The sequence below is a fragment of the Streptomyces sp. NPDC055506 genome (genome assembly GCF_053643595.1).
Genome location: NZ_JBSHKH010000057.1, coordinates 24441 through 50204 on the forward strand (window position 1 = coordinate 24441; position 25764 = coordinate 50204).

14 protein-coding genes are annotated in these 25764 nt (G+C 71.1%); 3 read left to right on the top strand and 11 right to left on the bottom strand.

Annotation, left to right across the window (positions count from 1 at the left end):
* Nucleotides 1-52 precede the first annotated feature (52 nt).
* Nucleotides 53-871 (top strand): acetylglutamate kinase, encoded by an 819-nt coding sequence (argB, locus tag ACWIF2_RS22095; protein ID WP_454362352.1) that lies wholly within the window; start codon nt 53-55, stop codon nt 869-871.
* Here the strand turns inward: argB and ACWIF2_RS22100 are convergent.
* From ACWIF2_RS22100 to ACWIF2_RS22110, 3 genes are read right to left on the bottom strand one after another with little or no spacing between them, the layout of a single operon-like run.
* Nucleotides 858-1376: a GNAT family N-acetyltransferase gene (locus ACWIF2_RS22100; protein ID WP_454362342.1), complete on the bottom strand. Its 519-nt coding sequence runs from the start codon at nt 1374-1376 to the stop codon at nt 858-860. The two genes, argB and ACWIF2_RS22100, sit on opposite strands and share 14 nt — an antisense overlap.
* 36 nt (nt 1377-1412) lie before the next feature.
* Nucleotides 1413-2987: an amidohydrolase gene (locus ACWIF2_RS22105; protein ID WP_454362343.1), complete on the bottom strand. Its 1575-nt coding sequence runs from the start codon at nt 2985-2987 to the stop codon at nt 1413-1415.
* 8 nt (nt 2988-2995) lie between these two features.
* Nucleotides 2996-3208 (bottom strand): MbtH family protein, encoded by a 213-nt coding sequence (locus ACWIF2_RS22110; protein ID WP_382486091.1) that lies wholly within the window; start codon nt 3206-3208, stop codon nt 2996-2998.
* 94 nt (nt 3209-3302) lie between these two features.
* Between ACWIF2_RS22110 and ACWIF2_RS22115 the strand changes: the two genes are divergently transcribed.
* Complete coding sequence (locus ACWIF2_RS22115; RefSeq protein ID WP_454362344.1) at nt 3303-4412, top strand: alpha/beta hydrolase-fold protein; 1110 nt, start codon at nt 3303-3305, stop codon at nt 4410-4412.
* 76 nt (nt 4413-4488) lie between these two features.
* Here the strand turns inward: ACWIF2_RS22115 and ACWIF2_RS22120 are convergent, their stop codons facing one another.
* The 8 genes from ACWIF2_RS22120 to ACWIF2_RS22155 all read right to left on the bottom strand — a co-directional run bounded on the left by ACWIF2_RS22120 (nt 4489) and on the right by ACWIF2_RS22155 (nt 24527).
* On the bottom strand, nt 4489-6189 hold the full coding sequence (locus tag ACWIF2_RS22120) for an ABC transporter ATP-binding protein (RefSeq protein WP_454362345.1): 1701 nt from the start codon (nt 6187-6189) through the stop codon (nt 4489-4491).
* Nucleotides 6179-17089: an amino acid adenylation domain-containing protein gene (locus ACWIF2_RS22125; protein WP_454362346.1), complete on the bottom strand. Its 10911-nt coding sequence runs from the start codon at nt 17087-17089 to the stop codon at nt 6179-6181. Before ACWIF2_RS22125 ends, ACWIF2_RS22120 begins: the two co-directional genes overlap by 11 nt.
* A 57-nt stretch (nt 17090-17146) precedes the next feature.
* Entirely contained in the window at nt 17147-18934 is a 1788-nt protein-coding gene (locus ACWIF2_RS22130; protein WP_454362347.1) for an ABC transporter ATP-binding protein, read from the bottom strand.
* Nucleotides 18935-19996: an iron-siderophore ABC transporter substrate-binding protein gene (locus ACWIF2_RS22135; protein ID WP_454362348.1), complete on the bottom strand. Its 1062-nt coding sequence runs from the start codon at nt 19994-19996 to the stop codon at nt 18935-18937.
* 102 nt (nt 19997-20098) lie between these two features.
* Nucleotides 20099-20947, bottom strand: coding sequence for an ABC transporter ATP-binding protein (locus ACWIF2_RS22140; protein ID WP_454362349.1), 849 nt, complete (start codon nt 20945-20947; stop codon nt 20099-20101).
* 38 nt (nt 20948-20985) lie between these two features.
* Complete coding sequence (locus ACWIF2_RS22145; protein WP_382486105.1) at nt 20986-22047, bottom strand: FecCD family ABC transporter permease; 1062 nt, start codon at nt 22045-22047, stop codon at nt 20986-20988.
* Complete coding sequence (locus ACWIF2_RS22150; RefSeq protein ID WP_454362350.1) at nt 22044-23105, bottom strand: FecCD family ABC transporter permease; 1062 nt, start codon at nt 23103-23105, stop codon at nt 22044-22046. The genes ACWIF2_RS22145 and ACWIF2_RS22150 overlap by 4 nt, the downstream gene beginning before the upstream one ends.
* Nucleotides 23106-23171: 66 nt before the next feature.
* Nucleotides 23172-24527: a lysine N(6)-hydroxylase/L-ornithine N(5)-oxygenase family protein gene (locus tag ACWIF2_RS22155; RefSeq protein WP_454362351.1), complete on the bottom strand. Its 1356-nt coding sequence runs from the start codon at nt 24525-24527 to the stop codon at nt 23172-23174.
* 247 nt (nt 24528-24774) lie between these two features.
* On the opposite strand from ACWIF2_RS22155, the gene ACWIF2_RS22160 reads away from it, so the two are divergent.
* The gene (locus ACWIF2_RS22160; protein ID WP_382486110.1) at nt 24775-25722 is read left to right on the top strand and encodes a methionyl-tRNA formyltransferase; all 948 of its coding nucleotides are present in this window, start codon (nt 24775-24777) and stop codon (nt 25720-25722) included.
* The last annotated feature ends 42 nt before the right edge of the window (nt 25723-25764 follow it).

Here is a 25764-nt window from a genome sequence, read left to right on the forward strand (position 1 = left end):
CTCGGGGGAACTCCTGGGCAGCGCGGTCGTCGTCAAGTTCGGCGGCAACGCCATGGTGGACGCGAGTCTGCAACGGGCCTTCGCCCAGGACATGGTGGAGCTGTGGCACGCGGGGCTGCGCCCGGTCGTCGTGCACGGCGGCGGGCCGCAGATCAGCGCGATGCTCGACCAGCTGGGCCTGGAGACCCGTTTCGAGGCGGGTCTCAGGGTCACCACCCCGGAGGCCATGGACGTGGTGCGCATGGTGCTGACGGGCCGGGTCCAGCGGGAGCTGGTCGGCCACATCAACGCCCATGGTCCCTTCGCGGTGGGCCTGACCGGCGAGGACGCTCACACGATGACCGCCGTACGACGACCGGCCCTGGTCGACGGCAAGCCGGTGGACATCGGGCTCGTCGGCGACATCGTGGACGTGAACCCGGCGATGGTGCGCGCCCTGCTGGAGCAGGGGCACATCCCGGTCGTCTCCCCCGTGGCGCGCGGCACGGACGGGGAGGTCTACAACGTCAACGCCGATCTCGCGGCGTCGGCCCTCGCCGTCGCCCTAGACGCCGAGCGCCTGGTGATGCTCACGGATGTCGAGGGGCTGTACGCGGACTGGCCGCGCAGCACCGAGGTGATCGGACGGCTGACAGCCGGTGCGCTGGACGCGCTGCTGCCGGGGCTGGCGAGCGGGATGCTGCCGAAGATGGAGGGCTGTCTGCGAGCCGTTCGCGGCGGCGTGCGCAAGGCACATGTACTGGACGGCCGGGTGCCGCACGCGGTGCTGCGTGGCGTTCTCGCCGAGACCAGCCCGGGAACGACCGTGGTTCCGGATGTGGTTCCGGCCGTGGTTCCCGAGGCGGTTCCCGGCGTTGTCACCAAGTCCTGACCAGCACCCGGGCGTTACGCCGCGGGTCCAGGGACTGCGCCCAGGCCCGCGGCGCCAGTCGGGGGGTCGTGGGCGTGAAGCCGTAGCGGAGGAACAGTCCGCCACCGCCGGTGGTCGCCGTGTACAGGGCGTCGAGTGATCGGGCGCGGGCCATGGCCAGGACCGCGCGCAGCAGCCCTGCTCCCGCTCCGCTGCCCTGCTGGTGCTCCGCCACGCAGAAGTTGTAGACGACACCCGCGGGTCCGACGCCCTCACTCCCTTCGGGATATGCCCGCATGCCCACGCAGCCCTCCAGGGTGCCGTCCCGTGCCTCCAGCACGAGGAAGTCCGCGGCCTGGGCGGTGTAGAGGGAGACGGGGCGTTCGCGCAGCGCGCCGGAGCGTACGAAGGGCAGGGACAGGGCGGCGAGCGCGGCGGCGTCGTCCGGGCGGGCGGTGCGCACCGAGGGCGACGGCGCGAGAAGTGCGTGCGGCAGCGCGGCAGGGCGCGGCGTAGCCGTGGTCAAGGGATTCCTTCCTCGGTACCGGGCGCGGGCCCGGGATCAGACGCGCGGGCGGCTCGGGCGGCCGTCGACGTAGGTCTCGACCACCTCGATGTCGCCTATACGGGAGGTGTCGACGCGCCGGGGGTCGTCGCCGAGCACGACCAGGTCGGCGCGTTTGCCGGGGGTGAGACTCCCCAGGCTGTCCTCCCAGTGGCAGGCGTGGGCGCCGGCGACGGTGTACGCGTGCAGGGCCTCGTCGACGGTGATGGCCTCGTCCGGGCCGATGAGCTGTCCCGAGGTCGAGGCGCGTTCGACCATGAACTGGACGGCCCGCAGGGGCGATCCGTTGGCGACGGGCCGGTCGGAGCTGCCCACCAGCGGAATGCCGTGGTCGAGGAACGCCCTGCCCCGGTACAGCCACGGGGCGCGTTCCGCTCCCATGATCGACGCGTAGTCGTCGCCGAAGTACCGCAGGAAGTTGGGCTGGATCACCGCGCTGACGCCGAGTCGCGCGAAGTGCGGGAGCTGGTCGGGCCGGATCAGCCCGGCGTGTTCGATGCGGTGACGGGCCTCGGGCCGGGGCCGGAGGCGCTGAGCGCGGTCGAGGGCGTCCAGGGCCACGTCGGCCGCTCGGTCGCCGATCGCGTGCACTGCGAGCTGCCAGCCGGCGAGGTGGCCGTCCACGATGAGGTCCGTGAGCGCCTGCGGGTCGTCCTGCAACTGCCCGGTGTGGTCGAGCCCTTCGTACGGGTGGCTCAGCGCGGCCGTACGGGCCATCATGCCGCCGTCGGTGTAGATCTTCAGCGCGCCCACGGAGAGCCGGTCGTCGCCGAAGCCGGTGCGCAGGCCGAGGTCGAGGGCCCTGGGGATGCCGTCGGTCTCGTGTGCCGACACCGGGCGCAGCCGGTCCCCGGACACCATGAGCTGTACGCGCAGGGGCAGCAGCCCCTTGTTCCGGGCGAGTTGGTAGGCGCCGAGTTCGACGGGGCTGTGGCCGAAGAGCGTGCCGCCGATGCCCGCTTCGGCGCAGGCGGTGACGCCCTCCGCGAGGCAGGTGCGGGCCGCCCTGCCGACCGCCTCGGCCAGGTCCTCCTGGGAGTGCGGCAGACGCAGGGCGCGGGCGGCGCCCATGGCCCGCTCGGCGAGGAAGCCGTTCTCGTGCGGGATGTCGGCGGGCAGCAGGTCCAGGACGGCGGTGTTGACGACGCAGCCGTGGCCGGAGTCGTGCAGCAGGAAGATCTTGCGTCCGTCGCTGACTTTGTCGAGGTCGGCGGCGGTCAGATGGCGGCCGAGAGCCCGCTGGTCGTAGCCGGCGATGCTCACCCAGTCGCCGGGCGCGCGGGTGCGAGTGACGGCTTCCGCCACGACCTCGAGTACGTCGTCGATCCGGGTGCGGCCGGCGATGCTCGGGGTGTTCTGCTTGAACCCGGTCCAGGCGAGGTGCACATGGGCGTCGATGAACCCGGGGAGCACGGTGGCGCCCTGCAGGTCGATCACCTCGCGGGCGGGCAGAGAGGTCACCGCCTCGTCGAGGCCCGCGATCCGGCCCTGCCAGATGCCCACGTCATGGGCGACCGGATGGTCCGGGTCCATGGTGAGGAAGCGGGCGTTGGTCAGCCTGGTGCACAGCATCGGTGAGGTCAGGCGTCCATCGTCGCGGCGAGGGACCGGGGGCGCAGGTCCGTCCAGTGGGTCTCGACGTACTCCAGGCACGCTTCCCGGGTGTTCTCGGCGAAGGCGATCGTCCAGCCCCCGGGCACCTCGGCGAACGACGGCCAGAGTGAGTGCTGGCCCTCGTCGTTCACCAGGACCAGGAAACGGCCTTCGTTGTCGTCGAAGGGGTTGGTGCTCATGCTCGATGCCTCCTTGGAGGGCCAAGATTAGGTTAGGCTCGCCTAATTGACTGGAGCTTAGCCTTTGTCCCTTCCCTCTCACAAGGAGACGTTCATGCGCCTGGTCGCGGCCGACATGGAGGACGCCGACGCCTTCGCCGGATTCGGGCTGCCCGGCGCACCCGGCACCGAGGAGTTCTGGGCCGCCGTGGGCGCACCCGCCTCGAAACCCGCCGAGGGCGGCGGTTGGACGACCCTGTTCCTGTGGCGCGGGTCGCAGGCGAGGGTGGGCTTCGAGAGCTGGTCGGAGCCGGTCCCCCTGAGCCGTTGGGCCGACTCGGACTGCTGGTATGCCGAGGTGCGCATGCCCGAGCGGCTGCGGGTGACCTACCAGTTTCTGGTGGACGACGCGGCGTACGCCGACCCGTTCAACCCGGCGGGTGCGGGCGGTGACCGGTCCATCGCGGCGACGCCGGACGCACCGGAGCAGCCGCACTGGCCGGTTGTCGGTGCCGACGAGGTGCTGCCCCTGCCGCTCACGCGGATTCGCTGGGCCAGTCAACGGCTCGGGGGGCGGCGGACCGTGCGGGTCCATCCGGTGGGCGGCGGCGGGCCCGTGGTGCTGCTGCTCGACGGGGACGACTGGCTGTATCTGCACCCGGCCATGACCGCGTTCGAATCGGCCGTGGCCGCGGGTGAGTTGCCGCCGGTGACGCTGGTCTTCCTGCCGGCCAAGGACCGGGCCGAGGAGTTCACGTGCCGGGCCGGGTTGTGGGAGGCGGTGCGGGACGAACTGCTGCCGCTGGTGGCGGAGTCGGGGGTGCGTGCCGATCTCGGTCGGCTGGTGGTCGCCGGGCAGAGCCTCGGTGGGCTGAGCGCGGTGTACGCGGCGCTGGAGTTTCCCGAGTTGGTGTCGCGGGTTGCTTGTCAGTCGGGGTCGTTCTGGTGGCAGCCGGGTGCGATGGGGGCGGCTGATCCGTTGGGAGGACCGGTCGGGGGTGTGATCGCCGAGCGGTTGCGGGAACAGCCTGATCTGTCGGGGCTGCGGGTCGCGTTCGATGTCGGGGAGCATGAGGCGCGGATGTTGCCCCACTGCGAGCTGGTCGAGGCCTTGGCTGCGCAGGGTGGTGCGAGTGTGCGGGTTTCCCGGGCGGCTTCCGGGCATGACCGGGCCGGGTGGCGCCATGCCCTGCTTCGGGATGTGGGCTGGGCCCTCGGTGAGTAGTCGTCCGCGGGGCGGTGGGGGCTGGTCGCGCAGTTCCCCGCGCCCCTAAAAGCCAGCCCCCGGGCCCCTCAGAGGGTCACCGCGCCACCGCCAGGCAGTACGCCTCGTCGTTGGCCAGCAGGTTTCGGTGGGTGTCCTCCGCCGTGATGACGCCGTCGGCCAGGACCAGAACTCGGTCGGCGGCGTCCAGGAAGGCCGGGCTGCTGGTGATCACTACCGTCGTGCGGCCCCGGCGCAGTTTCGCCACGTTGCGGGCGATGAGCTGTTCGGTGACCGCGTCGACGGCCGTCGTCGGGTCGTGCAGGACCAGGACGTCCGTGTCGGCCGCCAGCGCCCGGGCCAGGGACAGGCGTTGGCGCTGGCCTCCGGAGAGGTTGGCGCCGCGGTCCCGGACGCCGTAGTCGAGGCCGTCGCGGTGCAGGGCGACGACGTCGGTCAGCATGGACGCCTCGACGGCCTCGGGGACCGAACCGCTGGTGCCCGTGGGGTCGATGTTGGTGCGCAGGGTGCCCGCGAAGATCTCCCCGTCGTACGGGTTCACGAGGATGTGCTCGCGGACCGCCTCGACCGACAGGTCCGCCAGCTCCTGCCCGCCGACCCGGACGGCTCCCTCGTACGCGTCGGGCGGGACGTTCACGGCGAGGACGGCCGCCAGGTCGGCCGCGGCGCGCGGCTGGTAGGCGGCGATGGCGACGAACTCGCCGGCCGCCACCTGGAACCTCACCTTGTTCAGGGTCCCGTGGCGGACGCAGTCGATGTCCAGGTCCGAGCCCGGCGCCGGTCGCCCGGAGCCCGGGGTCGTGACCGGCGGAGCCGACAGCACCAGAGCCATCCGCTCGGCCGACGCGCGCGCGATCATCACGTACTTGGGCATCTCAGAGAACAGCTTGAGCGGTTCCATGATGAACTGCGCCAGGCCCACGGCCATGACGAGTTCCCCGATGGTGATCCGGCCGTCGAAGGCCAGCCAGCCGGCCGTCAGGGTCACGGCCCCGGCCAGGACCGCGTTGAGGGCCAGCGCGGTGCCCGCGTACACGCCGTTCACCTTGGCGACGACGATGGACTGGTGCCGCGCCTCGGTGCTGACCTTGCGGTAGGAGCCGAACGCCGCGTGGTTGCCGCCGAATCCGTGCAGCGGGCGCAGGCCGGTGATCAGGTCGGCGACCTTCGCGCCGGCCCGCGCCACCCTGGCCTGCTGTTCCTGGGTGCTGCTGCCGATCCGCCGGGACATCACGCTCAGGATCGACAGGATCGCGACGGTGCCCACGATCACCAGCAGGCCGAGCCGGATGTCGGCGAGGCCCAGCGCGACCGCCGCGACCAGCACCGCGACCAGTGAGCTGATCAGCAGCGGCACCACTTCGATGATGTCGGCGGTCTGGTCGGCGTCCTCGGTGGCGATGGTCAGGACCTCGCCGGACTTGAGGTCGACGTCCCTGGCCACCGGTTGCAGGCCGCAGGCCGCGACCTTGACCCGCCAGCGGTGTGCCTCGGTCGTGTTGGCCTTCTGCAGGATCCGCATGCCGAACCGCCATGACAGCGACACGGTCGTGATGATCACGGCCAGCGCGGCGATCGACAGGGCGAGCGCGCCGAGGCTCCGGTCGCCCCGCATCGTGTGCTCGACGATCATGCCGAGCGCGATGGGGAAGGCCGTCTCGCCGGCCTGGTAGAGGCCCATGAGGACGGTGCCGCCGGCCATGGCGCCGAGGTTGCGGCGCAGGGCCGTGCGGAGGATGGCGGCCCCAGGGCGGGGCCGCTGCGTGTCAGTTGTCATCGAGGTGGCGGGCAATCGCTTCGGGGGTTCGCAGGGTGAACAGGTCTCGGATGGTGATCATGGGGCCGAACTCGCGGCGGAGCAGCCCGATCAGGCGTACCGCCAGCATGGAGTGTCCCCCGAGGGACACGAAGTCACTCACCGCGCTCACCTCGTCGTCGTCCAGGTCCAGTGCCTCGGCGAAGTACTCGCAGACCACGGTCTCGGTCTCGGTCTGCGGGCCACGCTCCCCCACCGTGGTCAGCGCGCCGAGCGGTTTGGCCTCGGGCAGCGCCTTGGTGTCTGCCTTCCCGTTCACCGTCAGCGGGATGCTGTCGACCTGGGCGTAGTGCGTCGGCCGCAGGAAGTCCGGCAGTCCGGCGCCCACGTCGGCGGCGACCGCCGCCAGATCGGCACCGTCCAGCACGAGGTAGGCGGCCAGCCGGTAGGCGCCGTCGACCTGCGGGTCGGGCTGGGCGACGGCGGCGGCGAACCGGACCGCCGGGTGCGCGGCGAACACGGCCTCGACCTCGCCGAGTTCGACCCGGTGCCCCCGGATCTTGACCTGCTGGTCGGTGCGGCCCAGGTACATCAGGTTGCCGTCGGGCCGGCGGACCACCAGGTCACCGGTGCGGTACATGCGCTCCCCGGGCTCGCCGAACGGGCAGGCGACGAAGCGGTGCGCGCTCTGGGCGGGCTGCCCGAGATAGCCGCGCGCGATGCCGATGCCGGACACGTACAGCTCGCCGGGAACCCCGTCGGGCAGCGGTCGCAGCCACGGATCCAGCACATACACGTCCGTGTTGTCGATCGCGACGCCCACCACCGGGTCCTCGCACTCGAAGGTGCCGACGCCCAGGGTGTTGATGGTGTACTCGGTGGGCCCGTACAGGTTGTAGCCGACCGTGCCCTCGGTCTCCGCGAGGCGCTGCCACAGCGTGGGGGTGACGGCCTCGCCGCCCAGCAGCACCAGCGCCGGCCGGCGTTCCGGATTGTCCAGCAGACCCTCGGCCACCAGCTGCTGCGCGTATGTAGGGGTCACGTTGATGACGTCGATCCCGTGCTCCAGGCAGTACTCCACCAAGGCGGGCGCGTCGCGGCGCAGCTCCTCGTCGCAGATGTGCACCTCATGGCCGTCGGCGAGCCACAGCAGCTCCTCCCACGACATGTCGAACGCGAACGACACGGTGTGCGCGATCCGGAAGATCCGGTGGCCGTGCTCCGCCAGCACCGGCTCGAAGATCCGGCGCTGATGGTTGATCAGCATGTTGGTGAGCCCGGCGTACTCGGTGACCACGCCCTTGGGCTTTCCGGTCGACCCTGAGGTGTAGATCGTGTATGCGGGGTGCCGCAGCCGGTCCGGGTCGTCCGGCGCGAACGTCACGTACGGCTCGGCCTCGGGAAGAGGCCGGTCCAGTTCGATGAGGTCGCCGGTCAGCCGGGGCGAGACGGCACTCACGGTGAGGATCACGTCCGGGCGGGCGTCGTCGACGATCGCGGCGATCCGCTCGTCCGGGTGGTCCAGCTCCAGCGGTACATACGCGGCTCCGACGCGCAGGACGGCGAACAGCGCCGCGATCCAGTCGAGGGAGCGGGGGATCGCGAGACCCACGGTCGTCTCGGGCCCGATGCCGCGTCCCGCGAGCACACCGGCGACCGCGCGGCTGCGGTCCCGGAGCTCGGCGAACGTCATCGTCGCTCCGTGCGCGACGAGCGCCACCCGCTGCGGATCGCGGTCAGCGGCCTGGTCGAACCGGTCGACGACGGTGTCCGTGCCGACGTCGGTACGCTCCTCCCGCACCGGCGCCGGTCCGAGCCCCCGCAGCGCGCCCACCGGCCCGGTCGACCGGGCCAGGTCCTGGAGCACGCTGAGGTAGTCGTCGAGGAGACGACGGGCACCCGCGGTGTCGCCGTCGCGGTACTCGAGCTTGACCGTGAGGCGGTCGCCGGGGGTGACGACCCAGGTGAACGGGTAGTGCGTGGAGTCGTCGGCCTTCACCGAGGTGATGCCGTGCCGGGCGTTCATCTCGGCGAACGCTTCCATGTCCAGGAAGTTCTGCAGCACGAACAGGTTGTCGAACAGGGTGTCGTGCCCGCTGGCCCGCTGGATCTCGCCGAGCCCCAGGTGCTCGTGCTCCATCGCCTCGACCCGTGCCGTCTGTACGGCCGACAGGTACTCACGGACCGACTGCTCGGGCCGGGCCCGCGTCCACGTGGGCACGGTGTTGAGCAGCACGCCGACGATGTCGTCCAGGCCCTCGCCGTCACGGCCGGAGACGGTCACGCCGAACACTGCGTCGCTGCGGCCGGTGTACGCGCCGAGCAGCAGGCCGAACGCGCCGGTCAGCACCGAGTTCAGCGTGACACCGTGCACCCTGGCCGCTTCCCGCAGCCTCTCCGAGTGCTCGGCGGACAGCGTGTGCACGAGTGCGCGCGGCAGGTCGTCCGAGAGGGCCGGCGCCGGTCCGGCGAGCAGCGTCGGGCCGGGGAGGGCCGCCAGGTGCTCCGCCCAGAAGCGTTCCGATACGGCGGGGTCCTTGGCGTCGAGCGCCCGGGCGTACTCCTCGAAGCTCGGCGTGGCCGGCACCGGGTCGAGCGGCTCGCCGGCGAGGACGGCACGGTAGGCGTCGAACAGGTCCCGCAGGACGATCTCGCGGGACCAGCCGTCCCACAGCAGCAGGTGATAGCTGAGCAGCAGGCCGTCGCGGTCGTCGGGCAGCCGCACCACGGTCAGCCTGATCAGCGGCGGCTCCCCCGGGTCGAATCCGGTGTCGCGGTCCCGGGCGCGCAGGGCGTCGACCTCCGCGTCCGTCGACAGGGCGACCGTACGGACATCGACCCGCCGGCCGGCCTTGAGGACCTGGACGGGGTTTCCGTCGTCGTCCGTGCCGAAGCCGGCGCCCACGACCGGGTGCCGTGCGATCACGTACGCCATCGCCTCGGCCAGCGCGTCGGTGTCCAGGCGCCGGTCGAAGGTGAACCAGCTCTGCGCGACGTAGTGTCCGGCCGTGCCCGCCAGCTGGGCCTGGAAGAACAGGCCGCGCTGGAGCGGGGTGACCGGTGCGGTGCGCTCGGCTGTCGTGGCGGCGTCGGCGATGTGCTCCAGCGCTCCGCGCCAGTGCGCGGTGATCTCGTCGGGGATGCCCTCGGCGAGGGTGAACTCGGCGAGCAGGCTGCCGGTCGCCTCGTCGGTCCAGGCGTTGACCTCGACGGCGTACGGGCTGCCCTGGTCGCCGCCGGTGAGGTGCAGCGCCTGGGACTCGCTGCCCCGGCCGAGGTAGTTGAACAGCACCTGCGGGCGGGCGGTGAGCAGCGGGGCCGTCTGCGGTTCGAGGTACCTGAGCTGACCGTAGGCGACGTGGGCGCGCTCGTCCGGCTGGCGTTCGGCGACCTCGCGGGCAGCGGCGACCGGGTCGGTGTGCGCGGTGAGCCGTACGGGTGCGATGGAGGTGAACCAGCCGACGGTACGGGTGTAGTCGTGCTGTTCGAGGACCGGGACCCGGCCGTGCCGCTCCAGTTCGATCGCGAGATCGGTGGGCGACGGCTGGACGCGGGTCAACGCGGTGCGCAGGGCGCCGCACAGCAGCTCGGTGAGACCGACGCCGAGTGCGGCGGGTGCGGTGCGGATGAGGCGGTCGCTCACGTCGGGGGCGAGCACGACGGTGGTCTCGCGCAGTCCGCCGACCGTGGGCAGCAGTTCGGGTGCCTGGAGCGTGGTGGTCCAGTGGCCGAGGTCGTCGAGTGCGTGGGTGGAGTGGAGCGTCAGTGCGTCCGCGTACTCGGCGTACGACGTGGTCGGCGGGGCCAGGGACTCGCCGCGGAGGGCCGCGGCCAGGTCGTCCAGCAGGATCAGCCAGGAGACCGAGTCGACGGCGAGGTGGTGCACGGTGACCACGAGGGTCCGGCTCGCCTCCAGCCACGCGAAGGCGATGACGTTGCCGGACTCGGGGTCGAGCTGTGCGGCGGCCTTGTTCGCCACGGCCGTGGCGTCGGTGGTGTCCGGGCGTACGACGGTGACTTCGTGGGGCGGTTCGGTGCGCAGGGCCCATACGCCGTGCGTGGTGCGGAGGCGCAGTCGCAGGGTCGGGTGTGCTGCGACGACCGCGTTCGCTGCGCGCCGGGCGTCCGTGAAGGTCGTGCCTTCCGGGGCCTGGAGGGTTCTGGCCTGGGCGAATCGGGTGAGGGAGCCGCCTAGTTCGCGCTGGCGCAGGATGATCGGGGTGGGGGTGAGGGGGCCGTCCTCGCGGTGGGTGGGGGCTGCTGTCTGCGGTGTGCTCGTCGGCAGGTTGTCGGCCAGTGCGCGGGGGGTTTTGAGGAGGAAGACGTCCCGGGGTGAGATCTGCAGGCCGAGGGTTCGGGCGCGGTTCACGACCGAGATGGCGACGATGCTGTCGCCTCCGGCGTGGAAGAAGTCGGTGTCGGGGTCTATTTCCGAGCCGGGCAGTGTTTGGGTGAAGATCTCGATGAGGGTGGTGACTGCTGAGTTCTTGTCTGCGGGTGCGTGGGGGCTGGTCGCGCAGTTCCCCGCGCCCCTGAGGGGCATAGCCGCACGCTCGGTCAGGATCTTCCGGTCCAGCTTGCCGTTTACCGTCAGCGGGAGGGCGTCGGTCGTGAGGAACCGGCCCGGGACCATGTGCACGGGCAGCTTCCTGGACAGCAACTCGACGAAGTTGCCCGGCACTTCGCCCACCACATGGGCGACCAAGTGATCGCCGGTGTCCGCCACCGTGACGGCCACGTCCACCACACCGTCGAGTTCCCGTACGGCGGACTCGACCTCGCCCAGCTCGATGCGGAAGCCCTTCAGCTGTACCTGGTCGTCGGCGCGGCCGGTGAACTGCAGTTCGCCGTCGAGGGTGCGGATGGCCAGGTCGCCCGTGTGGTACATGCGGGAGCCGTCGTCCGCGAACGGGTTCGCCACGAAGCGGCCGGCGGTGAGGCCGGGCCTGCCGAGGTAGCCGAGCGACACCTGGTCGCCCGCGACGTAGATGGCGCCGACCTTGCCGGGCGGCACCGGGCGGAGGCGGTCGTCGAGCAGGTAGGTGACCAGGCCGGGGATCGGGCCGCCGATCGGGCTGACGTCGTCGCCGGGTCCGAAGTCCTCGTCGGTGAGCACCCGGTGGGTGACGTGCACGGTCGTCTCGGTGATGCCGTACATGTTGACCAGCTCGGGCACGCCCGTGCCGTGCCGCTCGACCCAGCCGCGCAGCCGCCCGAGGTCCAGGGCCTCGCCGCCGAAAATGATCCGGCGCAGTGCGGGCAGCGGCTCGCCTGCGATTCGGTCGGCCTCGATGAACTGGTAGAACGCCGACGGGGTCTGGTTGAGCACGGTGACTCCGCGCTCGCGGACGAGCCGGTGGAAGTCGACCGGGGAGCGCGTCAGCCCGTACTCGGGCACCAGCAGCTCACCGCCGTACGCCAGCGCGCCCCACAGCTCCCAGACCGCGAAATCGAAGGAGAAGGAGTGGAACTGGACCCACACGTCCCGCGGGCCGAAGTCCATGTCGGGCTGGGTGTTGGCGAGCAGCGAGACCACGCTGGAGTGCGGGACGGCGACGCCCTTGGGCCTGCCGGTCGATCCGGACGTGTAGATCACGTAGGCGGGGTTGTGCCAGCTCACCTCGGGCTCGGTGGCGACATCGGCCACCGGCAGCTCGTCGCCCTGGACGAGCACCCGTGCCGGTACGTCCGCCCTGGCCAGCAGCCGTGTGAAGCGGTCGCGCTGCTCGCTGTCCACCAGTACGACCTGGGGGGCCGCGTCGGCGAGGATGTACTCCAGCCGGTCGTCCGGGTACGCCAGGTCGAGCGGGACGTACGCGCCGCCCGCGCTGACGATCGCGACCAGGGCCACGACCTGCTCCAGGGAGCGCGGGACAGCGACCGCGACCCGCTTACCCGGGCCGACGCCGACCGCACGCAGGGCGGAGGCCAATTGGTTCTTGGTGTCGGCCAGTTCGCCGTAGGTCAGGGACCGGGTGCCGCCGTCGAGGCCGCACTGGGTGACGGCGGTGGCGGCGGGGTCGCGGCGGGCGGCGGCGTCGAACAGTCCGCCCAGCGTGGTCGGGGTGATCGGTGCGGGGCGCCGCTCGCTCTCGGGTGCCAGGTCTCCGACCGGGGTGTCCGGCCGGGTGAGCAGGCCGGTGAGGGTGCGGGTGAACGTGTGCAGGATCGCCCTGGCGGTCGTCTCCCGCAGCAGTTCGGCGTCGTAGATCAGGTTGAAGCGCGGTCGTCCGTCGAGCGCGCGCTCGACCACCAGCGTCAACGGGTAGTGCGGGGCGCCCTCGTTGACGAGGTCGTAGATGACCAGTGTGTCGCCGGGGCGTCGCAGGGCGGCGACGTCGGTCGCGACGTCGAAGACCACGAGGGTGTCGAACAGGGAGCCCGCGCCGGCCTGTCGGCCGATCCTCGCCAGGGAGACGTGCTGGTGCGGCAGCACCGCGCTCTGGTGCTCCCGTACCGAGGCGAGCAGGTCGGAAGAGGTGGTTCCGGCGGCCCAACGGGCGCGTACGGGGATGGTGTTGATGAACAGGCCCACCATGTCCCCGATGCCGGGCACCTCGGCGTCCCGGCCCGAGACGGTGGAGCCGAACACGACGTCGCTGCCGTGCAGGATGCCGCCGAGCGTCACGGCCCAAGCGCTGTGCACGGCCACGCTGAGCGGCACGCCGGCCTCGCGGACGGCGGCGTCGAGGTCGCCCTCCGGCTCCACGGCGGTGTCGGCGAACCGGTCGGACGGGGTGTGGTCCTCGGCGACCAGTGAGGGGCCGGGCAGGTCGGCGAGTTCGGTGCGCCAGACGCGGTCGCTCTCGTCGTCGTCCCGTCCGGCGAGCCAGTGCACATAGTCGGCGAAGCCGCCGATCGGGTAGACGGTCCCCGGGGCGTGGTACTCGGCCAGCAGTGCGCGGAGCATCGGCGGCACCGACCAGCCGTCGGCGATGATGTGGTGCACGGTCTGCACCAGGACGTTCCGGCCGGATCCCGCGCGGACGAGCGTGTACCGCATCAGCGGGCCGGTGGCCAGGTCGAAGCCGGCGCGGCGGTCCCGCTCGGCGAGGTCGCGTATCTCCTCGTCGGTGATGCCGGGCCGGTCCAGCGTGGTGAAGGGGGCCCGCACTCCGCTTTCCAGCACGGAGACCACACGGCCGTCGGCGAGGGCGGTGAACCGCGCGGCCAGGTTCGGGAACAGGGTGAGCAGCCGGGTGGCCGCCGCGGCGAGCCGGTCGGTGTCCACCTCGCCGTCCAGGGTGAGGAGTTGCTGCTCGACGTAGGCGCCAGCCGAGTCGTCGTCGAAGACCGAGTGGAAGTAGAGGCCTTCCTGGAGCGGGGTCAGCGGCAGGATGTCCCGCAGCTCCGGGCCGTCGAGGGCGTCGACGTCGGTCTGGGTGAGCGGCACCAGGGGGAAGTCGCTGGGCGAGTGGCCGCCCTGGTCGAGAGCGGCCAGTCCGGCGAGGGCCACCCGGAAGTGGTCGCCGATGGCCGTGATGTCCGCGTCGGTGAACATCCCGTCGGGCCAGGAGATCGTGGTGACCAGCTCGTAGTCGCCGGTGGAGGCGGCGGGTTCGGCGATCGCGTTGAACTCCAGGGCGCGGGGCAGGCGCATCTCCGGGTCGCGCTTCTCGCCCAACTGGCCGGTGGTGCCGGCGAGCTGCCAGTCGCCGGGGGCGCCGGCGGCGAAGCGGCCCAGGTAGTTGAAGAGCACCTGCGGCGCGGGGGCGTCGAATTCGCTGCCGGCGAGGTAGCGCAGGGCGCCGTAGGAGACGCCGTTGTCCGGTACCCGGGCGAGGTCTTCCTTGACGGCCTTGAGGGCGGCGGTCAGATACGCGGGGGTGGTGAGGTCGTCCGCCGTGCCGGGGTCGACGGTCACCGGGAAGAGGGTGGTGAACCAGCCGACGGTCCGGGACAGTTCCGGTTCGAAGCCGGCGGAGCCCGCAACGAACTGCCCTTCGCGGCCGTGGCCTTCGAGTTCGATGTGCGCGAACGTCTGGTCCTGGCCGAGGTCGCGGCGCCAGCGGGCGAGGGCGACGGAGAGCGCGGTCAGCAGGACGTCGTTGACGCCCGCGTGGAACTTCGCCGGGATCTCGCCCAGCAGGGCGGCCGTGATCTCGGGGCCGACCGAGACGGTCCGCAGCCGCTCGTGCGCGACGGTGTCGGCCTCGGACAGGGCGCGCCTGCCGATCGGCTGGTCCTGTCCCGGCAGGGGGCGCCGGTAGTAGGCGCTGTCCGCGTCGAACGCGGCGCGTTCCAGCAGCTGGGTCCAGCGCCGGAACGACGTGCCCACCGGGGGCAGTTCGATCGGCGTGCCGGAGGTGAACTGCCGCCAGGCGGTGGCCAGGTCCTCCATCAGGACGCGCCAGGACACGCCGTCGATCACCACGTGGTGGGCGACCAGGACCAGTTGCCGTGCCGCGCGGCGCCAGACGGCGCGCAGCATGGCGCCGCCGTCGGGGTCCAGCCCCTCGGTGGCGAGGGCGACGCACTCCTCGACCGGCAGATCACTCTCCTGCCAGGTCACGGACGCCCCGTCCGCGTCCGGGATGTCGAAGCTCCAGTCGTCGCCGCGGACCAGCTTGGCGCGCAGCATGTCGTGGTGCCGGACGAGGGCCGAGAGGGTTTCGTCGAGGGCGTCCGCCGTCAGGTCGGCCGGGGTGTTGAGCACCACGGACTGGACGAAGCCGTCGACGGCGTCGGTGGTCTCGCCGAGCCACTGCACGATGGGCGATCCGACGACGGTTCCGGTGGCGATGTCGCCGTGGTCCGTGGCGGAGACGTCCTCGCGGCTCGCGACCGCCGCCAGTGCGCCCACGGTGGTGTGGGTGAAGATCTGCCGTGCCGTGACATGGAGGCCCTCGTCGCGCAGGGCGCTCAGCAGGGAGATGGCCAGGATGCTGTCGCCGCCGAGCTGGAAGAAGTCCTGGTCGACACCGACCTCGTCGAGCCGCAGCACCTGCGCGACCGCTGCGCACACGGCGCGCTCGTCGTCGGTGGTGGGGCGGACGAGGGAGCCCGTGTCGATCGTGGGCTCGGGCAGGGCGTTGCGGTCGAGCTTGCCGTTGGCGGTGAGCGGGAACGCGTCCATCACGACGAGGTGGGTCGGCACCATGTACTCGACCATGTGCTCGGTCGCCCACGCCTTGACCTCGTCCGCCCGGAGGTCCTCGCTGCCGGCGGCCGGGATGACGTAGCCGACGAGGTAGGTGCCGCCCGCCGAGTTCTTCTTCGCGACGACGCAGGTGTGCCGGACCCGGGGGTGTTCGGCGAGGCCGGCCTCGACGTCCTCTATCTCCAGCCGCATGCCGCGGATCTTGATCTGGTTGTCGGCGCGGCCGAGGAAGTCCAGCGATCCGTCCGGGGCGAAGCGCGCGAGGTCGCCTGTGCGGTACAGCCGGGAGCCGTCGGAGGCGAAGGGGTTGGCCACGAACCGGGAGGCGGTCAGGCCGGGGGCGCCCACGTAGCCGCGGCCCAGGAGGAAGCCGCCTACGTAGAGTTCGCCGCCGACCCCGACGGGGACCGGGCGCAGCTCCTCGTCCAGGACGTACAGCTGGGTGTTGGGGTTGGCCTTGCCGATCGACGTCGACAGGCGTTCCGCGGCGCCCCGGTAGATGACGTGCGAGACGCCGATCGTCGTCTCGGCGGGGCCGTAGCCGTGGTACATGGGGATGTCGAGCTTGGTGCGGAACCGCTCGTACAGCTCGGGGGTGAGCACCTCGCCGCCGCACCACACGTGGCGCAGGCTGTCCAGGCGGCCGGTGTCGCCGGCCATCTCCAGCAGCACGTCCAGCATGGACGACACCAGGTAGGTGAAGGTGACGCGCTGTTCGGCGATGACGCTCAGCAGATGGTGCGGGTCGCGTTCGCCGCCGGTGCGCAGGACCACCAGCCTGCCGCCGGAGACCAGGGGCAGGAAGATCTCGTTGATGGATATGTCGAAGGACAGCGGCGCCTTGAACAGCGAGGCGTCGTCGTGGCCGAAGCCCAGGATCTCGTTCACCTGCCAGAGCAGGCGCTCGCTGATCGCCTCGTGCCGGATCATCGCGCCCTTGGGCCGCCCGGTCGAACCGGACGTGAAGATGACATAGGCCAGGGCGTCGCCGAGGACGGTGACGCCGGTGCCCTCGGCGGGGTAGGAGGCGTAACCCCAGTCGCCGAGGTCGACGGCCACGGCCTCCGGTTCGGCCGGGTCGTGCTCGCCCGAGGCGTTGAGCTGCAGGACGACCCTGGCGTCTTCGATGACGACGGCCCGGCGCGCGGCGGGCCACTGCGGGTCGAGCGGGACGAACGCGCATCCGGCCTGGAGTGCGGCGAGCAGCCCGATCACCATGTCGGCGGAGCGGGTCAGGGAGATACCGACGACCTGTTCGTGGCCCAGTCCGCGGGCGATGAGGTGGTGGGCCAGCTGGCTGGAGAGGTCGGCCGCCTGACGGTAGGTCAGCGACCGGTGCTCGTCGACGATGGCGACGGCGTCCGGTCTGGTGCGCGCCTGCTCCCGGAACATCTCGACGATGGTCGGGCGGACCCGGTCGGCCTCGTTGTCGTTCCACTCGGCCAGGGTGCGGAGCCGGGCGGCCACGCTGGACGGGCCGATGGTGCCGAGGGGCCGGTCGGGGAAGTCGGCCAGGTCGTCGAGCGCGAGCTGCGCGTCGGCCGGCGTGATGTCTTCCGGGACGGTGATGCTCCGGCCGTCCGGGCTCACGTCCCAGCCGCCGGGCGCGGTCCCGCCGTTGTCGACCCATCCGAGGACGTCTGCGAAGAGCGTGCCGGGGGTGAGGTCGATGCCGTCAGGGCTCTGCCCCGTCGCCCAGTACGACAGACCGATGGCGCAGGCTTCGGCGATGGTCCTGTCCGGGTAGTCACCTGTGCGCCGGCGGACATCTGCCAGGCGGGTGGGAGAAAGCAGTGCGAGACGAGCGCGCGGTTCCATCATCGAAGACTCAGCGTCCCTTCCAGAATGTGGAGTTAGGCTAACCTAAATAAGGGTTGCCTAACTACCCTCTCGCCAGGCCCGCCACAGTCGTGCGTACCGGCCGCCCAGAGCCACGAGTTCCTCGTGTGTGCCCTGCTCCACGACGCGTCCCGCGTCCAGCACGGCGATCCGGTCGGCGGCCATCGCCTGGGTCAGCCGGTGCGCCACGAACAGCGTCGTCCGGCCCGCGCAGGCGGCCAGTACGGCCCGCTCCAGCTCGGCGGCTCCCTCGCTGCCGGCCTCCGCGGTCGACTCGTCGAGCACCACCACCGGTGCCCGGCCCAGCACCAGCCGGGCCAGCGCGATCTGGGCGACCTTGGTGACGTCCAGGCGCTCTCCGCCCTCGCCGACCGAGGTGTTCAGACCCTCGGGCAGCGCGTCCACCCAGCCGTCGGCGCCGACGGTGCGCAGGGCGTCCAGCAGTTCGGCGTCGGTCGCCTCCGGCGCGGCCAGCCGCAGGTCCTCGGCGAGCGGACCGGAGAACACATGCGTCTCCTGCGTCAGGATGCTCACCAGGGCCCGCGCCCCGGCCTCGTCCAGGCCGGCGAGGTCGGTGGGCCCGACCCGCACGGACCCGGCTTCCGGGGTCCCTATGCCGGCGATCAGCGCGGCCAGAGTCGTCTTGCCCGCGCCCGTCGCCCCCACCAGGGCGAGCGAACCACCGGCGGGAATGGTCAGGTCGACGTCCCGCAGCACCGGATCCTCGGTGCCGGGATAACGGAACGTCAGCCCCCGCACCACCACCGGGTATGAACCGGCCTCGGCCGCCGGGACGGACTCGTCGCCCACCAGTCGCTCCTCGGCGGCCTCCCCCAGCACCCCGACCAGACGGGTCAGGCTCGCGCCCGACTTCTGCGCCTCGTCGAAGGTGAACATGATGGCGCCCAGCGGGGTGAACAGCCGGTGGAACAGCAGCGGAGCCGCCGACACCTCGCCGAGGCTGGCGGCGTCGGCCTCCAGCAGGGCGTACCCCACGACGAGGATCAGGACGAGCCCGATGAACTCGGCGCGGTTCTCCCGGCCGACGAACCGGCCGAAGAACCGGAACACCTCGATGCCGAGGTCGCGCACCCGCCATGACTCGCTGGTGACCTTCTCGCGGAAGGCGCCCTCGAGGCGGTACGCGCGGACCGTGTCGATGCCGTCCAGACCGCTGATGAACGCCTGCGCCCGGTCGGCCTGGGCCACCCGCTGCTTCTGGTAGAGCGGGGCGGACCGGGGCAGATACCAGCGCAGGGCCAGGGCGTACGCGGGCAGCGCGCCGGCGCCCGCCAGGCCGAGCCGCCAGTCGAGACCGAACATGCCGAGGGTGGCGATGACGACCAGCACGCCCGCCGAGAACACGGTGGGGACGGCCGTGCGGATGCCCTTGGACAGCACGGCCACGTCGTCACCGACCCGGGAGAGCACATCTCCCCGGCCGACCTGTTCGATCCGGGCGCTCGGCATCCCGAGCACCGCCCGGACGGCGCCTTCGCGCAGCCGGGCGAGGAGATCCGCGCCCAGCCGTCCGATCAGATAGGTCGAGACCGCGGTGGCCGCCGCGCCGAGCAGCGCGGCGGCACCGATCAACACACCGATCGTGACCAGGATCGAGCGTTCCTCGCCCCCGACGACCCCGTCGACCACCCGGCCGAGCAGGAGCACCGGGAGCACCTGGAGCGCCGCCCCCGCGACCGTGGTGAGCACGGTCGCGGTGGTCAGCCAGGGCATCTCACGGCAGTGTGCCGTGACCCATCGGGTGGCCTCGCGTCCGGTCGTCGTGCGCAGGGTCGCCGGGGCGGGGCGCGTCGCGGTGGTGCTCACTTACTGATCGACCGACTTGACGAGCTCGTCGATCGCGTACGGCATGGACAGCAGGGTGCCCTGGGAGATGGCCGCGCCGACCGCGGGTCCCTCGCTGTCGAGCAGGTACGACACGTTGCCCTTCTTCACGGCGTCCAGGTTGGCGAAGAGCTTGAACTTCTTCAGCGCCTCGGTGTCGGCCTTGTCGTTGATGACGAAGATGTGGTCGACGTCGACGAGGTCGACGCGCTCCGGCGAGAGCTGAGTGTAGAAGCTGCCGCCCGCGATCTTGTCGATCTCGGTCTGGTACTTGTAGCCGATGCCCGTGACGAGTCGTCCGCGGACGTCGGTGGAGGTGAACGGCGCCACCGAGTCCTTGTACCAGGACAGCGCGACGGCGGTTTCCTTCCCGAGCTCGGGGTGTTCCTTCTTGGCGGTGTCGAGCTGGCCCTGGATGTCCTGGACCATCTTCTCGCCCTCCTTGGCCTTGCCGAGGGCCTTGGCGATGTGGAGCGCGTTGTCCTGCCAGGGGGCGCTGAAGGGCTCCTTCTCGGCCTTGGTGCGCGCCACCGTCGGGGCGATCTTGGACAGCTTGTCGTAGGCGGCCTTGTCGATCTCGGAGTAGACCGCGACGATCAGGTCCGGGCGCAGGGCGGCGATCTTCTCGTAGTTGGGGCCGGAGTCGCCGTTCTTCATGACGACCTCGGGCTTGGTGTCGCCCCACTTGTCCTTCACCCAGGGCCACTGGGTGTTGATGTCAGGGCTCTTGCCCGGGGGGTTCGGGTACTGGTCGACCATGCCGACGGGCTTGATGCCGAACGCGAGGATGGTCTGGTCGTCGGTGTAGCCGACGGAGACGACCCGCTTGGGCGCCTTGTCGACCGTCGTGGATCCGAAGGCGTGCTCCACGGTCACCGGGAAGGCGCCGGCGGCCGCGGCCTGCGTGCCGTCGTTCTGCTGATCCGTCTTGTCCGCCGAGTCGGAACCGCATCCCGCGAGGAGACCGACGCCGAGGGTGGCGGCGGTCAGTATCGCCGCCATGCGCCGCCAGGGCCTGCTGAGCGTCGTTCGGTGGAGGAGCATCCAAAACCCCTTGCTTTCGCGCTAGTTCACTGCACCCTCGCCTAAGGGCAGGCAAACCTTACCGTGAGGGAGTGAGGTTAGCCTAGCCTTACTTCTCCGTCTTTATCGGGATGTGTCCAACTGGACGTGTGTGCGACCGATCGGGACGATGAGCGGCCGGTCACCCACCGGGTCGTCGATGACCCGGGCGCGCAGCCCGAACGCCTCGTGCAGCAGCTCGGCGGTGATCACGTCGCGCGGGTGGCCCTGCGCCAGGACCGAGCCCTCCCGCATCACCACGAGGTTGTCGCTGTAGCGCGTGGCCAGGTTGAGGTCGTGCAGCACCATGACGACCGTGCAGCCCGACTCGTGCAGGTCGTCCACGAGGTCCAGGACGTCGATCGCGTGCGCCAGGTCCAGATAGGTCGTCGGCTCGTCCAGCAGCAGCAGATCGGTGCCCTGAGCCAGCGTCATGGAGATCCAGACGCGCTGGCGCTGCCCGCCGGACAGCGCGTCGACCGGGCGGTCCGCCAGATCGGACACGCCCGTCATGGCCAGCGCGCGCTCCACCACCTCGGCGTCGTCCGAGGACCACTGCCGCAGCCAGCTCTGGTGCGGATGACGGCCCCTGGCGACCAGGTCGGCCACCGTCAGCCCTTCCGGGGCGACCGGCGCCTGCGGCAGCAGACCGAGCTTCTTCGCCACGTCCCGGGTCCTGAGCCGGCCGATGTCCTCGCCGTCCAGGACGACCGAGCCCCCGGTCGGCTTGAGCAGCCGGGACAGCGTCTTCAACAGGGTTGATTTACCACAGCCGTTGGGGCCGATGATCGTGGTGACCACGCCCGGCGGTATCGCCACGTCGAGCCCGTCGATGACGACCCGGCCGCCGTACCCGACCGTGACGCCCCTGGCTGCCAACCGCGAGGCGGCGTCGACCCCGGCCTTCGTCCGGTTGATGGACTGTGCGACCACAAGCCCCCCTTACTTAGGTATGCCTGACTCTTGTACACCTATCTGAGGTTCGCCCGCACCAGCAGATAGACGAGGAAGGGGCCGCCGATCGCGGCGGTGACCACGCCGACCGGGAGCGAGACCGGCAGCGCCGTGCGCGCGACCAGGTCCGAGCCGATCAGCAGCAACGAGCCCACGAGGCCCGAGGCCACCATCGGCGGTGTCGGGCACCGCGCCAGACGCATCGCCACCTGCGGCGCCACCAGCGCGACGAACGGGACCGGACCCGCCGCGCTCACCGCCACACCGGCCAGCAGCACGGCGCACAGCAGCAGGACCGCCCGCACCGCCGCGTACCGGACGCCCAGGCCGGCGGCGACCTCGTCGCCGAAGTGCATCGGCTTGAACTGGAACGCGACGAAGGACACCACGACGAAGAGGACGAGCGAGCACCACAGCGCCACCCACACCTCGCTCCACTCGCGGTCCTCCAGCGAACCGACGAGCCACGCCTGGGCCTTGGCCACGTCCCTGATGTCGGCCGTGACGAGCAGCCACGTCGTGATCGCCTCCATCACGGCGCTCACGGAGATGCCGATGAGGATGAGCCGGAAGCCGTCGACCCCGCGCCGCCAGGCCAGGAAGTACACCAGCAGGCCGGTGCCGAGCCCGCCGGCGAGCGCCGCCGCGGACAGGCCCATGGAGTCCACGACCGCGGCCGCGGTCCCGCCCGACACGGTCACGGCGAACACCGCGACCGCGCTGGCTCCCGGGATGATGCCCAGAACGTCCGGGCTGGCCAGGGGGTTGCGGGCGATGGACTGCGTGATCGCCCCGGACACCCCCAGCGCGATGCCCACGACGAGTCCGGCCAGGGCACGCGGCATCCGCAGGTCCATGATCACGAACTGGTCGACCTGCTCGCCCCGCCCGAGGATCGTCGCGATCACCCGCGACAGGCTGATGGGGAAGTCCCCGACGCCGATGGACAGACAGAACACCAGGAAGGTCGCCGTCGCCAGCAGCAGCGTCACGCACAGGACCCAGGGCCGCCAGACGAACGACACCCGGCCGAGCCGTACGCCCGGCAGCACCGACGGCTTCACATCTGTCACGTTCATGCTTTCCTGAACTTTCCGCGCCACACCAGAACCGCGAAGAACGGGGCGCCCAGGAGCGCCACGAGGACGCCCGCGTCCAACTCGCCCGGCCTCACCACCAGTCGGCCCACGATGTCGCAGACCAGCAGGACGACGGCCCCGAGCAGACCGGCGTAGGGCACCAGCCAGCGGTAGTCCGGCCCGGTCAGGTACCGGGCCACGTGGGCCACCATGAGCCCGAGGAACGCGATGGGCCCGCAGGCCGCCGTCGCCGCGCCCGCCAGCAGGGTGATGGACGCGATGCCGACGGTCCGGCTCAGCGCGATGTTCACGCCCAGTCCCCGCGCCACGTCGTCCCCCAGGTTGAGCAGGTTCAGGGAGGGCAGCGTGGTCAGGGCCAGCACGAGACCGGCGGCGATGAAGGCGGTGACGGGCCAGATGACGTCGAATCCGACCCCGTTCAGGGAGCCCGAGTTCCAGAACCGCAGGGCGTTCAGAGCCTGTTGGTCCGAGAGCGCGACCGCCGTGGTCATCGCCGCCAGGAACACCGTGACCCCTTGTCCGGCCAGGGCGAGCGTCAGCGGGTTGCCGGCGCCCCGGCCGATGCTCGCCAGCCCGAACACGACGACACCGGCGATCCCCGCCCCCAGGAAGGCGAACCAGACGTACTGGAACGGGTTGCCGAGCCCGAACACGGAGATCGCCACCACGACCGCGAACGAGGCTCCCGAGTTCACGCCCAGCAGGCCCGTGTCGGCGATCGGATTGCGCGTGTACCCCTGGATCAACGCCCCGCCGACACCCAGGGCGATACCCGCCACGACCCCGAGGATCGTCCGGGGCACCCGCACGGTCTGCACGATGAGCCGGATCTCGGTGAGCCGCTGGTCGGACTCCGGGGCCGCGAACAGCCCGTGCCACACATCGGTGGGGCTCAACGCGCGCGCTCCGACGGCCAACGACAGCACCGCGGCGATCACCAGGAGCGCCACGAGGGTGCCCAAACCCACGACCCGCCGCCGACGGGCCTTCGACGAGCCCCTGGTCGCGGGGCGCTCAACTGCAGCAGTCGTGCCCATGTCGACGTACGTTATCCCTTGTGCGGTCGGCGACTTGATCCGGACAGAGGTGCGACCACCCGCTCGCTAACGGGCGGGGCTGCCGGTGTCGTCGGCGAGCGTCCGGGCGTCCTCCGGGGCGGGTCCGGAGCCACGGCCGAGGAGCGAGTCCAGTATCTCGCCCACCCTGATGGCCGTGTTGGAGAGCAGGGACGACGTGATGCCGTGCGTGTGCTCGGTGCCGCCCTGGAGGTAGATGCCGCAGCGCAGGTCGGGGTCGGTCGCGATGCGGTAGTCGCGCTCGACGCGCACCCGGCCCTCGTCGTCGCGGGCGCAGCGGTCGGCGACCTCGCCGAGCAGGCCGGTCGGGTCGGCCTGGCTGTAGCCGGTGGCGAAGACCACGACGTCCGCGTCCAGGTCGGTCTCCTCGCCGGTGACGAGGGACGTCACGGTGGCCCGGGCGCCGGCCGGCGTCTCCTTGACCCCGGTGAGCCTGGAGACGTTGAGGAAGCGCAGACGCTCGGTGCCCAGGACCTTCTCCTGGTACGACTGCCGGTAGAGGTCGTCGATGAGGTCGATGTCCACCACGGAGTAGTTGGTGTTGCCGTGGTAGTCCATCAGCCGGCGCTTGACGTCCTCGGGGGCCGAGAAGTACTCGTCGACCGCCTGGGGGTCGAAGATGCGGTTGGCGAAGGCGCTGTCGTCGGCGGGGCTGTAGCCGTAACGGGAGAAGACGGCGCAGACCTCGGCCTCGGGGAAGCGCCGGTGCAGATAGGCGACGTTCTCGGCGGCGCTCTGTCCGGCGCCCACGACGACGAACCGCTCGGGTGACGTGCCCTCCAGCTCGTCGACTTTGGCGAGCAGTTCGGAGTTGTGCCAGACGCGGTCACCGCGCTCCACGCCCTCGGGCATGAGGGGGCGCAGCCCGGTGCCGATGACGAGGTTGCGGGCCCGGTGGACCTCGAGCCCCTCCCCCGACCGGACGGTCACGTCGAGGTACTCCACGACGCCGTCACGGGTCACGGGTGCGACGCCGACGACCTCGTGGCCGTAGGAGACCATGTCGTCGACCTGGGCCGCCGCCCACTCGAAGTAGTCGTGGAACTCCACACGCAGCGGGAAGAGGTTCTTGTGGTTGATGAAGTCGATCAGCCGGCCCTTGCTCTGCAGGTAGCAGAGGAAGCTGTACTCGCTCGACGGGTTCCGCAGCGTCACCAGGTCCTTGAGGAAGGAGACCTGCATGGTGGCGTCGTCGATGAGCATGCCGCGGTGCCAGCCGAAGCGGGGCTGCTGCTCGAAGAAGTGAGCGGTGACCGCCTCCTGCCTGCCGACGCGCGCGTTGTGCTCGCGGAGCGCGATAGCCATGGCCACATTGGACGGTCCGAAGCCGATGCCAATGAGGTCGTGGACCGGTTGTGCGTCACCAGGAAGAACCTGCGACATGTCACTCCCATCGTGCGGGGCAGCCGCGTGTCAGGTGTGGAGGGAACGAAAGGTGGGCATGCCAACGAAGCGGCACGCCACGGAACTTAGGTGAGCCTAAGCTAAACCGGCGAAGCTGTCGACAGGACAAAACGGACTGCCGCCGGACGGGAACTCGCCAACTGGGGCACCACGACCCCCCGTTGCAGACTAAGGTAAGGCTTGCTTTACTTGCCTCGGCCATACCCTTGCTCTGAGGAGGAACCCCATGCGGGTCGTCATGTTCGGTTACCAGACCTGGGGGCATCGCACCCTGCAAGCCCTCCTGGAGTCCGAGCACGACGTCGTGCTGGTCGTGACGCACCCCAAGAGCGAGCACGCGTACGAGAAGATCTGGAGCGACTCGGTCGCCGACCTCGCCGAGGAGCACGGCGTCCCCGTACTGATCCGCAACCGCCCGGACGACGACGAGCTGTTCGAGCGCCTCAAGGAGGCCGACGCGGACATCATCGTGGCCAACAACTGGCGGACGTGGATCCCCCCGCGCATCTTCGACCTCCCGCGCCACGGCACGCTGAACGTGCACGACTCGCTGCTGCCGAAGTACGCCGGCTTCTCCCCGCTGATCTGGGCGCTCATCAACGGCGAGCCCGAGGTGGGCGTCACGGCGCACATGATGAACGACGAGCTCGACGCCGGTGACATCGTCCGGCAGGAGGCGGTGCCGGTCGGCCCGACGGACACCGCCACCGACCTCTTCCACAAGACCGTCGACCTCATCGCCCCGGTCACCATCGGCGCGCTCGGCCTCATCGCCTCCGGCCAGACCGAGTTCACCAAGCAGGACCGCTCCCAGGCGTCGTTCTTCCACAAGCGCGCCGACGAGGACAGCCGCATCGACTGGACCTGGCCGGCGGAGGACCTGGAGCGCCTGGTCCGCGCCCAGTCCGAGCCGTACCCCAGCGCCTACACCTTCCACCGCGGCAAGCGGCTCGACGTCCTGGCCGCGTTCGTGTCCGAGGGCCGCTACGGCGGCACCCCGGGCCGGATCTTCTACCGCGAGGGCGACGGCGTGGTGATCGTCGCCGGCGCCGACGCCCGCACCGGCCGCAACCAGGGCCTCGCCATCACCCGCGTACGCACCGAGGACGGCCGGGAACTGCCCGCCGCCGAGTACTTCACCTCCATGGGCGGCTACCTCACCAACCGCCCCTGACGTGCCGGCCCCGGTACGGTCCCGGGGCCGGCCGCACATCGC

Excerpts from the sequence above, each read along its gene's own strand:
- argB (WP_454362352.1), top strand. The coding sequence starts at position 53 with ATGGTGGACGCGAGTCTGCAACGGGCCTTCGCCCAGGACATGGTGGAG.
- ACWIF2_RS22105 (WP_454362343.1), bottom strand. The coding sequence starts at position 2,987 with ATGCTGTGCACCAGGCTGACCAACGCCCGCTTCCTCACCATGGACCCG.
- ACWIF2_RS22110 (WP_382486091.1), bottom strand. The coding sequence starts at position 3,208 with ATGAGCACCAACCCCTTCGACGACAACGAAGGCCGTTTCCTGGTCCTG.
- ACWIF2_RS22115 (WP_454362344.1), top strand. The coding sequence starts at position 3,303 with ATGCGCCTGGTCGCGGCCGACATGGAGGACGCCGACGCCTTCGCCGGA.
- ACWIF2_RS22120 (WP_454362345.1), bottom strand. The coding sequence starts at position 6,189 with ATGACAACTGACACGCAGCGGCCCCGCCCTGGGGCCGCCATCCTCCGC.
- ACWIF2_RS22125 (WP_454362346.1), bottom strand. The coding sequence starts at position 17,089 with ATGATGGAACCGCGCGCTCGTCTCGCACTGCTTTCTCCCACCCGCCTG.
- ACWIF2_RS22135 (WP_454362348.1), bottom strand. The coding sequence starts at position 19,996 with ATGCTCCTCCACCGAACGACGCTCAGCAGGCCCTGGCGGCGCATGGCG.
- ACWIF2_RS22145 (WP_382486105.1), bottom strand. The coding sequence starts at position 22,047 with ATGAACGTGACAGATGTGAAGCCGTCGGTGCTGCCGGGCGTACGGCTC.
- ACWIF2_RS22150 (WP_454362350.1), bottom strand. The coding sequence starts at position 23,105 with ATGGGCACGACTGCTGCAGTTGAGCGCCCCGCGACCAGGGGCTCGTCG.
- ACWIF2_RS22155 (WP_454362351.1), bottom strand. The coding sequence starts at position 24,527 with ATGTCGCAGGTTCTTCCTGGTGACGCACAACCGGTCCACGACCTCATT.
- ACWIF2_RS22160 (WP_382486110.1), top strand. The coding sequence starts at position 24,775 with ATGCGGGTCGTCATGTTCGGTTACCAGACCTGGGGGCATCGCACCCTG.